Origin of the sequence: Streptomyces sp. NPDC020742 (assembly GCF_040641675.1) — a bacterium.
Lineage (GTDB): Bacteria > Actinomycetota > Actinomycetes > Streptomycetales > Streptomycetaceae > Streptomyces.
In genome coordinates this window covers 1-12,916 of the sequence record NZ_JBFAEA010000018.1, presented here as the reverse complement: position 1 = coordinate 12,916, position 12,916 = coordinate 1, and the positions used below count along the sequence as shown (strand labels likewise).

11 protein-coding genes and 1 pseudogene are annotated in these 12,916 nt (G+C 70.5%); 5 read left to right on the top strand and 7 right to left on the bottom strand.

What is annotated here, in order from left to right; all coding sequences use genetic code 11:
* Positions 1 to 254: 254 nt before the first annotated feature.
* From pip to helR, 3 genes are all read right to left on the bottom strand, one after another.
* Positions 255 to 1,220, bottom strand: coding sequence for a prolyl aminopeptidase (pip, locus tag AB0G84_RS26205; protein ID WP_361325504.1), 966 nt, complete (start codon positions 1,218 to 1,220; stop codon positions 255 to 257).
* Between the two features lie 238 nt (positions 1,221 to 1,458).
* Positions 1,459 to 2,196: a class I SAM-dependent methyltransferase gene (locus AB0G84_RS26200; protein ID WP_361325501.1), complete on the bottom strand. Its 738-nt coding sequence runs from the start codon at positions 2,194 to 2,196 to the stop codon at positions 1,459 to 1,461.
* A gap of 172 nt (positions 2,197 to 2,368) precedes the next feature.
* Positions 2,369 to 4,591: an RNA polymerase recycling motor ATPase HelR gene (helR, locus tag AB0G84_RS26195; RefSeq protein WP_361325498.1), complete on the bottom strand. Its 2,223-nt coding sequence runs from the start codon at positions 4,589 to 4,591 to the stop codon at positions 2,369 to 2,371.
* A 516-nt stretch (positions 4,592 to 5,107) separates the two neighbouring features.
* On the opposite strand from helR, the gene AB0G84_RS26190 reads away from it, so the two are divergent.
* Positions 5,108 to 5,362 carry a hypothetical protein gene (locus AB0G84_RS26190; RefSeq protein WP_361325495.1) on the top strand — a complete coding sequence of 85 codons (255 nt, stop codon included), beginning with the start codon at positions 5,108 to 5,110 and terminating at the stop codon, positions 5,360 to 5,362.
* A gap of 179 nt (positions 5,363 to 5,541) precedes the next feature.
* On the opposite strand, the gene AB0G84_RS26185 is transcribed toward AB0G84_RS26190, so the two are convergent.
* Complete coding sequence (locus tag AB0G84_RS26185) at positions 5,542 to 6,288, bottom strand: peptidase E (protein WP_361325492.1); 747 nt, start codon at positions 6,286 to 6,288, stop codon at positions 5,542 to 5,544.
* A gap of 197 nt (positions 6,289 to 6,485) precedes the next feature.
* Positions 6,486 to 7,520, bottom strand: a complete 1,035-nt coding sequence (locus tag AB0G84_RS26180) for a helix-turn-helix domain-containing protein (protein WP_361325489.1) — start codon at positions 7,518 to 7,520, stop codon at positions 6,486 to 6,488.
* Between the two features lie 96 nt (positions 7,521 to 7,616).
* Between AB0G84_RS26180 and AB0G84_RS26175 the strand changes: the two genes are divergently transcribed.
* Both AB0G84_RS26175 and AB0G84_RS26170 read left to right on the top strand, forming a co-directional pair.
* Positions 7,617 to 8,513, top strand: a complete 897-nt coding sequence (locus tag AB0G84_RS26175) for an alpha/beta hydrolase (protein WP_361325486.1) — start codon at positions 7,617 to 7,619, stop codon at positions 8,511 to 8,513.
* A 79-nt stretch (positions 8,514 to 8,592) separates the two neighbouring features.
* Positions 8,593 to 8,985: a cupin domain-containing protein gene (locus AB0G84_RS26170; RefSeq protein WP_361325483.1), complete on the top strand. Its 393-nt coding sequence runs from the start codon at positions 8,593 to 8,595 to the stop codon at positions 8,983 to 8,985.
* 202 nt (positions 8,986 to 9,187) lie between these two features.
* Here AB0G84_RS26170 and AB0G84_RS26165 read toward each other — a convergent pair whose 3' ends face one another.
* Entirely contained in the window at positions 9,188 to 9,949 is a 762-nt protein-coding gene (locus tag AB0G84_RS26165; protein WP_361325480.1) for a (2Fe-2S)-binding protein, read from the bottom strand.
* Positions 9,950 to 10,390: 441 nt separating this feature from the next.
* Here AB0G84_RS26165 and AB0G84_RS26160 point away from each other — a divergent pair, with 441 nt between their 5' ends.
* Positions 10,391 to 11,023, top strand: a complete 633-nt coding sequence (locus AB0G84_RS26160; RefSeq protein WP_361325477.1) for a DUF1524 domain-containing protein — start codon at positions 10,391 to 10,393, stop codon at positions 11,021 to 11,023.
* Between the two features lie 198 nt (positions 11,024 to 11,221).
* Here the strand turns inward: AB0G84_RS26160 and AB0G84_RS26155 are convergent, their stop codons facing one another.
* Complete coding sequence (locus tag AB0G84_RS26155) at positions 11,222 to 11,932, bottom strand: hypothetical protein (RefSeq protein ID WP_361325474.1); 711 nt, start codon at positions 11,930 to 11,932, stop codon at positions 11,222 to 11,224.
* Positions 11,933 to 12,461: 529 nt separating this feature from the next.
* Between AB0G84_RS26155 and AB0G84_RS26150 the strand changes: the two are divergent.
* Positions 12,462 to 12,916 (top strand): annotated as a pseudogene (locus AB0G84_RS26150) (two-component sensor histidine kinase); the annotation flags it as partial.

Sequence of the window (12,916 nt, the reverse complement as noted above, 5' to 3'; positions counted from 1 at the left end):
CGGCCTGATCTCCATCGGGGCGGAAGCTGACGCCATGTGGCGTAATTTCCCCGCCCTACCACCAGCTCGGTCGGATCGACGGGACCCACCGCCGACAGGTCCGGTTGCCCCACGCGACGGAGCGACCGACCTGCTGCGGCTGGTCATTCCCCTTCTTCTTCCGCTCTCTTCCTCGTCGAGGACTCAAGAGAAGGCGGGAGGAGGCGAGGGGAGCCGAGGGAGGCCAAGAGGAATCACCGCGATGCGGAGCCAGTTCACCGCCCGTTCTTGCCGAACCGCTCGATCGCCTCGACAATCGCGTCCTGCATCGCGGGGCTGCCCGTATGACCCGAGTCGTCGATCACCTTCAGCTCCGCGTCCGGCCACGCCTTGGCCAGCTCCCAGGCGGTCTTCAGCGGGCTCCCCAGGTCGAGCCGGCCGTGGATCAGCACCGCCGGGATCCCGGCCAGCCGGTCCGCGCCGCGCAGGAGTTGCCCGTCCTTGAGCCAGGCGTTGTTCGCGAAGTAGTGCGTGCAGATCCGGACGAAGGCCATCAGCGAGGCGTCGGTCCGGTCGCTGTAGGCGCCGGGCTTGCCGAGTACTTCGTGGGCGATGACGGCGTCCTCCCACGCAACCCAGTCCCGCGCGGCCCTGTCCCGGACCGCCTCGTCCGTGCTGTGCATGAGCCGGTGGTAGGCGGCCACGAGATTGCCGTCCCGGTCTGCCTCCGGCAGTGCGTCGCGGAACGCTTCCCAGGGGCCGGGCAGCAGGCGCCCGACGCCGTGGTAGAGCCATTCCGTCTCCTCGGGCCTGGTCATGGTGACGCCGCAGATGACGATCTCGGAGACCCGCTCGGGGTAGCGCTCGGCATAGGCGAGAATCAGCGTCGAGCCCCAGGAGCCGCCGTAGAGGAGCCAGCGTTCGATGCCGAGGTGCTCGCGGAGCCGCTCCATGTCGGCGATCAGGTGCTCGGTGGTGTTGTGCTCAAGGCTGACGGCCGGGTCGGAGGCGTGCGGCAGGCTCTCACCGCAGCCGCGCTGATCGAACATCACGATCCGGTAGACCTCGGGGTCGAAATCCCTACGGCTGGCGCGGCGCCCCCCGCTGCCGGGGCCGCCGTGTACGCACACGGCCGCTTTCCCGTCGGGGTTGCCGCTGGTCTCCCAGTAGATCCGGTTGCCGTCTCCGACATCCAAGAGGCCGTGCGCGTACGGTTCGATGGGCGGGAATGACTTGGCCATGGCGGTCTCCTCCTGCAGGCGCGAAGAGCAATCGCGCGCGCTTGTCGTGGGTGTGAACGGCGTCTGCCGATGTTGCCGCAGCTCGGGCGGCGAGGTAGTCGTTCCCGTCAGGCCGGCCCGGTGTGCCGGCCCTTTGAGCCTCCTCGCCTCTGCGATGTCGGTGCGATTTTCGGGAGTGCGCCGGCCCTGCCGGGTGCGCAGCGCGTCGGCGCGGGGTCGAACGTCCGGGGGCCCGGGGTCAGTCCGCTGTTCGGCGCAGGACCAGGCAGACGAAGCCCCAGGAGTCCCGGTAGACACGTAGCCATTCGGAGCGCCGGACGGTGGCCGTCTCAAGGACCTGCGGGCTGTCGGGATCGGCAGGATGATCCAGGGCCCACGAGGCCAGTGAGCCCCAGCAGGCCCACTCGTAGTCGTCCAGCTCGCTGCGGGTGCTGACGTGGCCGTGGACCGGGGTCCACCCGTCGGCGACGACGCGGTCCATGGTGGTCGCCAAATCGGTGAAGTCCCCGAGCATCTCAATGGCTTCCCGGGAGGGCTCGCGGTCCCAGAAGCCGTCACCGATCAGCACGCATCCTCCAGGAGCGAGGTGCTTGCGTGCCGCCGCAAGCGTGGGCAGCAGGCCGCCGAAGGCGTGCGTGGCCGCGACGCTGAGCACCAGGTCGAACGTGTGCGGGGAGGAGAAGCCCTCGGCTTCTCGGTGATGGAGTACGAGGCGTTCCTGGACATCGAGGCGGGTCGCAGTCCGACGGGCCTGCGCCAGTGCTTCCTCGGAGATGTCGACGCCCTCCGCATGCAGGTGCGGGTGCAGGGACAGGGCGCGCATCAGCCATTCCCCGCCGCCGCAGCCGAGGTCGAGTACCCGCTCGTTGCCCCGTGGGAGGCTGCGTGCCAGCAGTCGGGCGACCGCATCGTCGTCGAGGGGCGCCTTGATCGGGTGGTCGGCATGGGCGAGCCTGGAGATCTGTTCACGGTTCACCGGCGCAGCCTGACAGCGCCCGATGCCGCACGCACCTCGTTTTCCTCGCCGGGCCGGACGGCTCCCGGATCGCAACTGGTCCACAGGTAGGGCCAATTGGTCCGTCGCGATGCGGGCTGACCTCCCGGCACGCCACCAACTCGGCCGGGAGCGGGCGTTCGTCCGGCCGGCGTCAGGAGCTTGTGAGGATGACGAGTTGCCGGGTCGCTCGGGTCATCGCGACATAGCGGTCGACCGCTCCTTCGATGCCCTTGCCGAACTCCTCCGGATCGATGAGGACGACCAGGTCGAACTCCAGCCCCTTCGACAGCTGCGGGGTCAGTGACCGGACGCGGGGCGTCGGCTCGAAGGTGCGGGATGTCGTCCGGAAGGTGGGGTCGCTGATGACGCAGGCGGTCCCGTCGGCATGGGCGGCCAGCCAGGTGTCGAGGATCGAGTCCAGGTCCGCAGCGGATCCGTAGACGACGGGGACGCCGCTGCTGCGGATCGACGCCGGCACATTGGCGTCCGGGAGCGCGGCCCGGATGACCGGCTCGGCCTCCGTCATGACCTCCTCCGGCGTCCGGTAGTTGATGCTCAGGGAGGCCAGGTTGACCCGGTCGAGTCCGATCCGTTCGAGCCGTTCCTGCCACGACTCCGTGAACCCGTGCCTGGCCTGGGCGCGGTCCCCGACGATGGTGAAGCTCCGGGAGGGACAGCGGAGCAGCAGCATCCGCCACTCCGCGTCGGTCAGTTCCTGAGCCTCGTCCACGACGATGTGCGCGAACGGCCCGGCGAGCCGGTCCGGGTCGGCGCCATCCAGTGGGTGCGCCGCGGAGCGGCTCGTTGAGGGGCGGTGGCCGGGAGACGGGAGGGCGGTCTCGTCGATCAGGCTGTCCTGCAGGTCCTGTCCGCGCAGCATCGTCACCGCGCCTTCACCGTCGTCATCGGCCGCGAGTACGGTGTCGATGACGTCGGCCATGCGCGCGCGTTCGGCGGCGACGGCCGCCTTGTGCCGACGCTGTCGACGTGCCGCCTCCGGGTCGCCGAGCCGCTGCCGTGCCGCGTCCAGCAGTGGCAGGTCGGACACCGTCCAGGCCTGGGGGGCCTCCTTGCGCCGCAGCTTTTGCACCTCATCGGGGCTGAGCCAGGGGGCGCACATCCGTAGGTACGCGGGTACCGACCACAGGTCTCCGACGAGGTCGGCCGCTTCGAGCAGTGGCCAGGCGCGGTGCAGGGTGGTGACCAGTTCCTCGTCGTGCAGCAGCGATCTCCGGAACAGGTCGGGCGGGACGTCACCGTCGTGCTTGTCCTGCAGGATCGTGACCAGCTCCTCCCAGATCTGCTCGCGCGCCTCGTTGTGCGGAGTACCTGGTTCCGGTGCTCCGAAAGCCTCGGCCCAGTCGTCGGCGCTCAGCCAGATGTCGGCCCAGTCGGTCGTCACCGTCATCCCCTCGGCGGGCGGCTCTTCGTAGATCCGTACGGCCGTCTCGATCGCCTGCACCATCTGCGCGGACGACTTCAGGAGGGCCACGGTCGGGTCGGCCTCGACCGCTGCCCCCGCCCCCTCGGCGACGAGGTCCCGCAGGGTGCAGGTCTGCACGCCCTCCTCGCCGAGGCTGGGGAGGACGTCGGCGACGTAGGACAGGTAGGGCCGGTGCGGACCGACGAACAGCACTCCGCCCCGACGGTGACCGAGGCGGGGGTCGGAGTGGAGGAGGTAGGCGGAGCGGTGCAGGGCGACGACGGTCTTCCCCGTACCGGGACCGCCGTCGACGACGAGAGCGCCGCGGGATCCCGCGCGGATGATGGCGTCCTGGTCGGCCTGGAGCGTGCCGAGCACGTCTCGCATCCGCGCCGACCTGCTGCTGCCCAGGCTTGCGATGAAGGCGGACTGGTCGTCGAGCGCCGCGTGCCCGACGAACCCGTCCGGCGTGAACACCTCGTCCCAGTAGTCGCTGATCCGACCGTGGGTCCAGCGGTACCTGCGGCGGGTTGCCAGCCCCATCGGGTTGGCGTGGGTGGCTCCGAAGAACGGCTCGGCCGCCGGGGAGCGCCAGTCGAGCAGCAGCCGGCGCCCCGTGCTGTCCGTGAGGCCGAGGCGTCCGACGTACACCGGCTCGGGGTGGTCCGCGCCGACCATGTGTCCGAGGCACAGGTCCACACCGAAGCGACGCAGCGTGCGCAGGCGGGCGGTCAGCCGGTGGATCTCCGCGTCCCGGTCCATCGCCTGCCGACCCGCGCCGCCGGGCGCCCTGCGCTCGGCGTCGAGGCGGTCGGACAGTTCGGCGATCGTCTGCTCGAGGCTCTCCGCGATGGCCGCGAAGTGCTGCTCGTCGCCGGCGATCAGCGTCGGGTCGGCCTTGGGGGAAAGGTGGTCGGGAAGGTCAAACACGCTGGTGGTCAGCGGCTTCACGGTATCGGCTCCGATCTGAGGTAGCGCGCCCCATGGCACGCGGCGAGGCGTCTGGACCGGCGTGACGCACCTGGGGGCCAGGACGGGCAACGCTCCGCCTGAGGTGGACCCGTGGCGCCGTGGACGTGGCTGTGGAGGTGGTCTTGGCCGCGGAGGTGGTCTTGGCCGTGGGCGGCAGGGACGCGGTGGTCGAGGTCGGACCGTCGTGGGCCGCACCGATGCCCAACTCGGCGGCCCGGCCCGCCCAGTACGGCTCGAACACTTCGCTCCCCCGCTTCCTCACATTCCGGCTTCGGCGGGCGATTCTGCGGCACGACGGGGGCCTTGCCGCAAGCCCCCCAGTGCGCTATACGTTGAGAGTGGCAAGGAGCGGGTGACCTCCTTGCCTTTACCTTTTGCCGTCGCCTTTTGCCGTTGCCTTGGTCTCTTGCGGTCCGTTTGTGCCATGTGCCGTCGGCTGCGGGCGACAACGGTGCGTGAGCGCTCCCCGCCACACGGTGCGCATAGGATCTTGGTATGGGAATCGCGCTGGCGCTGCTCTACCTCGCCCTTGGTCTCGTCTTACTCTTCGACTGCGGCGGCTTCATTCGTCGTCGGTGTGCGCGCGTGCAGCACAAGGCAGCCGAGCGACACCGCGACATGCTGTGGCGGAACGGCATGCTGGAGACACCGTACGTACCGACGCCCAACGCCCGGCCGGGCTGCCTGCGCTCGCTGGGGGCGCCTCTTGTGGTCGTGGGCGGCCTGCTGCTCCTCCTGAAACTCGGATAGGCCTCGGATAGGCCGAGGGGCCGACTGGAGCCTGGGCGGCGTTCTTCCGTGAGCGGTGGTGCGGCAGTCGCACGCGCCGGTGGACATCTCCGCAGCCGACTTCGCTGGGACTGCAGGCCGGCGTCGCTGGGACTGCGGGACCGCGCGTCTGCGCCAGGTCGGGCAGCCGGGGCGGGCTCTCAGGGCAACCGCGAGAGGGCGGGCAACTCCCTTGGTTCGAGGCGTTCTTCGACTGTCGTGTCGCCCTCGCGCCTGACCACATAGGCGCCTTTGCCCGGGACCTCTGTCACCGCCTCGACCAGCTCGGTTCCGCGGTAGACCAGGCCGACCCCGTCATCCGTGCAGTGCGCCGTCGGCAAGGTGCCGTCCGCGACAAGCTGGTGGATCAGCGGGCGGCGGCCCCGGTCCACGTCGTAGTGCACGCCGTTGCCGTAGGGCAGGAAGCCAAGAGCGTTGGTGAGGGGGCGGAGCTCGGGTCCGAACGAATCGGTGGCGCCGCCCTGGAACCAGCAGAGGGATCCCGCGCTCACCCCGCTGAGTACGACACCGGCCTCCCAGGCGCGACGCATGATGCGGTCCAGGCCGTGCACCCTCCATACGGCCAGCAGATTGGCCACGGAGCCGCCCATGACCCAGACGACATCCTGCTCGAGAACCGCCTCCTCGATGTCGTCCACATTGGGCATGGGGAACAGATGCAGCGGCGTCAGGTCGAAGCCCGCCACCCGGGCCGCCTCCGTCATACGGGCGGTGAAGTGCTCGGCGTCCCCGATGGCGGTGCCGACGTACATGACGCGCGGGCGTCGGCCGTGGGCTCCCGACAGGTCCACCGCGTGGTGCACCAAGGCGTCGAACATCACCATGGTGCGACCTCCGACACGGTGGCCGCCGGAGGTCGCAAGAATCGTCGGTTCCGGTGCCGTCATGACCGTGACCCTATCGGCCTCCTGTCAGCGTCGCTGGGTCAGTGCGGGTGTTAAAGCCCAGGGGCTGACGGGACAACCGACCTGATCTGTGGCCCTTGTTCGGGACAGAGCGCGGCTCGGTCGGTGCTGCGGACCGATGTGGCGGACCGACCCCACCGGACCGATGTGACGGCGCCGTCTGGTGGATCGGCTCTTCCTCAGTCGTTGAGCAGCTGCCATGCGGTGAGGGCGAGCCTGGCCCGCATCAGTCCGGTGGGGTCGGTGAGGTCGAGGTCCAGGGTCTTCCCGATCTGTTCGAGTCGGCGAGCGACGCTGCTGTGGTGCAGGTGGAGGAGGTCGGCGGCCCGGCGCAGGGAGCCGGCGGCGCAGTAGGTTTCCAGGGTCTCCAGATCTCCCGGGTCCCCGGCGACGCGGGCCATCGCGGCCACGTCGGCGTTGTCCCGCGCGGCGTCCTCGGGTACCTGTGCGAGCAGCGCCAACGCCCCCAGGCCGGCGTAGTGCAGGACCGGCCGGCGGGAGGTGGTGAAGCGGAGGGCGGTGCGGGCCTCCCGCCAGGACCGGTCGGGGCTTTCGGCGGCGCCGATGCCCGCGCGTACGCCGGCCGGAATCCGGTCCTGATCGACGGTCGTGGCCAGGATGATGCCCACATCGGCGAGCGGTGCCGCCTTCACCGGGCGGGACGGGCAGAGCAGGGTGCCGACCCGGTCCAGCGGGAGCGGCGACCGTACGGCGACCACCCGGACCGGCAGGTCGGCGGCGAAGCCCAGGAGCCGTAGCGCCCGGGCCCGGGCCGCCTCGTCGCTGTCGGAGCTGATCGCCAGTTCGACGAGGGCGGGGTCGGCCATGGTGGTGCGGGCCGGGCCGTACCTCTCGACGACCGCCGCTGCGGCGATGGCGAGCCGGTCCAGCAGCACTGGGTCGAGCGAGCCGGGTGCGCCGGAGCGTTCCAACCACACGGTTCCGATCTCCTCCTCGTCGAGGGTGATCGGCGTCGTGGTGGAGGCGGGTGACGGCGGGGCGGGTGCTTCCCTGCCGTCGGGCGCGAAGCGGATCACCCGCCCCGTACCGTGGAGCCGGAGGCCGGCCACGCATTCGGCCAGGCTCGCCGAGGCCCGCGCGAGCGCCGGGAGATCCACCCGTCGGCGCATCAGGGTGTCGTAGAACATGACGACGCGGATCGCGCCTTCGACCTGCGAATCCAACTGTGACAGTCGTGCGGCCAATGCCTCCATGGCCAGAGGATAGGCGCCGATCGGTGCGCGATTCGGGTGGGATGCCCGACAGTTGGCGGATGATCGCGGAGAGCGTCGACCGTGAGGATGGTCGACATGGATCCCGAACTCGAAGCATTCATACCGTTGTTCCCCCGGGCAGACCTGACCGACCCGGTCTCCGAGCGCAAGAGCCTCGCCGACTTGGCCGCCGCGGTGCCGGCACCCGACACCGCGGGGATGGACGTGGAGGACCGCACGGTGCCCGGCGATCCGGACGTGGCGGTGCGGATCTACCGCCCGCACCGTGCGCAGGGCGCCATCGTCTGGTTGCACGGCGGCGGATTCGTCATGGGTGATCTGGACACCGAGCACCCGTGGGCCGCCCGGATCGCCGATGGCTCCGGCGCGGTGGTCATCTCGGTGAACTACCGGCTGGCCCCCGAGCATCCGTATCCGGCCGCCCTGGACGACGCCTACGCCGTGCTGACCTGGACGGCCGAGCACGCGGCCGAGCTGGGCATCGACCCGGAGCGGATCGCGGTCGGCGGTCACAGTGCCGGCGGGGGGCTCGCCGCCGCGCTGGCGTTGCGGGCGCGTGACCAACAGGGGCCGCCGATCCGCTGGCAACTGCTCAACCAGCCCGGGTTGGACGACCGGCAGGAGACCTGGTCGGCGCGGCACTTCACCGAGACGCCCTGGATGAACCGCGACAAGGTCACCGCATCGTGGCGGCACTACCTGGGCGGCACGCCCGCCACTGCGTACGCCGCTCCCGCGCGAGCCACCGACCTGTCCAGCCTGCCTCCCGCCTACATCGCCACCGCGGAGCTCTGCCCCAACCGCGACGAGGACATCGCCTACGCACAGCGCCTGCTGCAGGCCGGCGTCTCGGTCGAACTGCACCAGTGGCCCGGCACCTTCCACGGGTCGCAGGCGATCCTGTCGGCCGAGGTGTCCCAGCGTCAGATCGCCGAACTCGCCGCAACCCTGCGCCGTGCGCTGGCCGAGTGAGGGGACGGTGGCCGGCCGGTCCGGCACCCTCAGGCCACAACCCACCGAAGAAAGAGCACCGCAGAAAGGACATCCCAGCATGACCGTCACCCCGATCGACCTCTTCGCGTCCTTCATCCACCTTCGCCAGGACGGCCAGGTGCACGCCGAGCCGCCGGTGTTCGAGCCCGGGCGGGACGGCTGGCAGTTGATGGCCTTCCATGTGGAGTCCGATGCCGACCTGCACGGCGACCACTGGGAGATTCACCCCGAGGCGGACGAATTCGTCTGCTGCCTCACCGGCGGAATACGCCTGGTCCTCCGTCCGGAGAAGCCGGGAGGCGAGGAGGAGGAGCTCAAGCTGACGGCGGGGACCGCGGCCATCGTGCCGCGCGGACGCTGGCACCGCATGACGCTGGACGCCCCCGGCGACATCATGGCCGTCACCCTGCCGCGCGGCAGTCGCCTGGAGAAGCGGACCGACGCCGCCTAGGTGTGTGTTGTCCGGAGGAGTTGAGGGCTCGCCCAGGTGAGCCAGCAACACGGCGCCCAGTGGCGTCAGTTGGGGCGGCCGTGGTCGTCGCCGGCCCTGGAGGAGGGCGGTGGCGGTTGGTGGCGTCTGCGGCGGTCGGTGGCGGTTGGTGGCGTCGGTGGCGGTTGGTGGCGTCTGCGGCGGTCGGTGGCGTCGATGGCGGTCATGCGTGGGGGTCCGTACGGGGGGCCGTGCCGGGGTCCGTGCGGATGTCCGTGCGGATGTCCGTACGGGTGAGGACGCAGTCGCCGCAGTATCCGCCGCCGGGCACCCGGTAGTAGAGGCAGCAGCTGCGGCGGCGGTAGGCGAGGGGGCTGAGGGTGAGCGCTCCCGCACTCGCCAGGGGCTCCCTGCGCAACAAGGTGGTGACGAACGGGAGCGGCGGGTGCGGAGCATTGGGAGCCTGGGCCAACAGGACGCGCAGGGCGCCCATGAGGGCGGAGGTGGCATTGCCGCGCATCACCTGGGGCGACAGGCCGAAGTGTCGCTGCAGTGCGCCGTCCAGCGGCACCAGGTTGTGCGCGGCGACGGTCTCCTGCAGCGCGTCCGGCACCTCATCACCGTTCGCCGCCCGGACCGTTCGGGGCATCCACAGGTCGATCGGTCCGGACGCGGGGGCGCGCCACCACAGGCGCTCGGGCGCGAGGTCGGGGACCCGACCGGTCAGTGCGGCGGTGCCCAGCGCGATCGACCACAGGCGGGCCGCCGTGCCGATGTGCAGCGTCGAGGCCGCCACCCGGCGCTGGTCGGTGCCGAGGCGCCGACCCATGGAGGTGACGTACTCCGCAAGCGCCGCCGGGTCCCCGTACAGGTCGGTGAGCGGCCGGAAGCCCTCGGCGTCGGTCCGCGGTCCGCAGGACACCGCGAAGTAGCCGCCGATGGCGGAGACGCGGGCGAGGGCGTCAGCGGTCAGCGTGTGCGGCATGTTCGGCACTTCGGCAGGTGGGGTACCGCCCGCACCGTCGGTCCAGACCCGCCCGGGGCCACTGTCACCGCCGGTTGCGCGTCGGGCTCGGACTTGGTGCTCAGCATGCGCGCAGGATAGCCGGACGCTCCGGGCGGCACGTACGGCCCTATCTCGTCGACTGCACGGTGCGGGGCCGGCTGCGCGGTACGCACCCCGGCCGTACGGTACGTACCCATTTATGCGATACACACCCAGTTGTGCGGCTGATTTCCAGTTGCGTTGTTCGTACCATCTTCCCTGCTCCGCATGGCAGTTGACGAGGCGTTACGCAACCTCGGCGGCCAAAGTGTAGGTAATGGGCAGGGAATGGTGTTGTCATGTTCAGTCAACGCGCGTAGCGCCTGCGGAGTGCGGTGCGGTTTCCTGAAGTGTCTCTCCCCCCACACCTTGGAGACCCCTATGCGCCGTACCATCCTCGGCCTGTCCGCCGCCTCCCTGGCCGCCGTCGCACTCACCGCGTCCCCCGCCCTCGCCGAGCCGCCCGCGCCGCCCTCCACCTCCACGGCGCGTTCCGAACTGGCCGCGCTGACCGTCGCCACGCCCGGTTCCATGGACGGCTACTCCCGCGACAAGTTCGAGATCTGGGCCAAGCAGCCGGACGGCTGCACCACCCGTCAGGACGTGCTCGCCCGGGACGGCAAGGACGTCAGCGACGGCTCCAGCAAGTGCCAGCCGAGCAGCGGAAAGTGGTACTCCGTCTACGACGACACCACGGTCACCGACGTGGCCCAGGCCACCATCGACCATATGGTCCCGCTCGCCGAGGCCTGGCGTTCCGGAGCCGCCTCCTGGAGCGCCGACCAGCGCAAGGCCTTCGGCAACGACCTGAAGGACCCCCAGCTCCTGGTGGCCTCCGAGTCCTCCAACAGCTCCAAGAGCGACAGCGGACCGGCCGACTGGAAGCCCACCAACCACTCCTTCTGGTGCACCTACGCCAAGGACTACACCCACATCAAGTCCGTCTGGAAGCTGACCACCACCGACAAGGAGAAGAGCGCCCTCGGCTCCATGCTGGACACCTGCAAGGGCTGAGCCGCACGCCCCGGGCCTCGTCCTTAGGGCCGCCCGGACGCACCCGTGCCGAGCGCCCCGTCAGGCCGCGGCCACGTCAGTGGTCGGGCCGGCGGGACGCGGTAGCGGGTGGGCCGAGCGGCTCGGGCCCGTCCGGGCCGGGCGCGGGCGGCTCTCCAACGGCGCCGGCCGGGTTACGGGGCGACGGTGCCGGCCGGGCTACGGGGCGGCGTTGTCGGGGCGCCAGTACTGACGCCCCTTGCTGTCCCGCACGACGACACCGAGTCTGGCCAATTCTGCGCGGAGCTCCCGCTGCTCTTCCCCGGTGTCACTCTTCTTCACGGCCTTTTCGCGCGCTTTGAGCAGCGCGTTGGCCCCAGCGGGAAGGTCCGGGGTCTCTGGTACCCACGGGCGGAACGCGGTGCGGTGCGGGTCCTGGTCGACCCAGCGGTAGCCGTGCCCGGTGAAGGCGGGGGCCAATTTCTCGGCGCCCAGGTCGCACTTCTCCCGGGCCAGTTCACCGCCCTGGTGGCCGAGGAGGACCAGGTGCTTCTCGTCCAGGAAGGCCGAGGCCACCTGTGCGCGGGAGACCCGCTGCGCCTGGTCGCCGCGCTTGAGCTCGATCATCTCGCCCTCGAGGCGCACCTTCAGCTCGCCGTGCTGGATCAGCAGCGCGCCCACCACCCCGATCAGCCCGCCCAGCACGATCAGGCCGATGGTGCGGCCCGGCTGCGGGACCGAGGTGATCAGCTTCGCCGGGCCCTGCAGGGGAGCCCAGGGCAACGTGACCAGCCAGTCCGCCAGGAGATCCACCAGCCAGCCGAGGCCGGCCCCCGCCACTAGGAGAATCGCGCACAGAAAGATCCGGTCACCCGGCGTCGGCCCCAACTCGGTGGGCTCCCCGGCGTGGGTATTGGGCTGTTCCGTCACGGTAGTCGGCCGTCCGTTTCCCTCGTGATGTGACCCATGTGACTCATGCGGCACTTTTGGCCTCCAGGACCCTACTCAGCGCCCGGGAACCCCTCACCCCTGTGTGGCCGAAAACCGATCAACCCCGCCTCGGGCATCGACCCAGCAAGGCTGGACATTTCCACCGCGCACGGTGCGCGGAGGATGCGCGGCACACGACGCGAAGTCCGCCTCGCCGAGCGGTCGTTGGGGGATCCGCCGCCCCGGAAGGAAGCGGGTGCCTCCCGTCGACCGGGACGGTTCGGACCGACCGGCGCGGGGCAGGCGCAGGCCCGGCGCGCGCTCGGGGCGGGCTCGGGTCGGGCCTGGGGCGAGGCCGGGGCGAGATCGTTTGCTTACTGCCTGTTTACGGCCCGTTTGTGCAGGATGGATGCGGCTTGACAACTGCCGTACATCTTGCGGCATCTGAGGGAGGACCAGAAGTGCGCCCAGTCATCGTCCCGGTATCGGCCGCGGCGCCCGCTTCCCCGGGTGAGCAGGGCTGAGCACCATGACCACCGTTCCCCGGGCGGCCGCGCCGGTCCCCGCCCCTCCGAAGCCCGGCACGTCTTCTGGGACGTGGCCCCGTCCGGCGCCCTGGCTGCGGCCGACCATCCGGATACGGCTGACGCTGTTGTACGGCGGCATGTTCATGATGGCCGGAGTGGTACTGCTCGCGATCATCTACATCCTGGCGGCGAACGCCCTCAAGGAGAGCACCCCGGAGTTCCGGTTCTTCGGCACCAACGCCCGGGTGAGCAACATCAACTGCCCCGACCTGCCGCTGGTCGGCACGGTCGACGCGCTCAATTCGGCGATCGGCAAATGCGTCCAGCACGAGCGCGCGGCGGCACTCGGCACGCTACTGAACCGTTCGTTGTTGGCGTTGTTGGGGTTGACGGTGGTGGCGTTTGCGTTCGGGTATGCGATGGCGGGGCGGGTGTTGGCTCCGTTGGGGCGGATTAC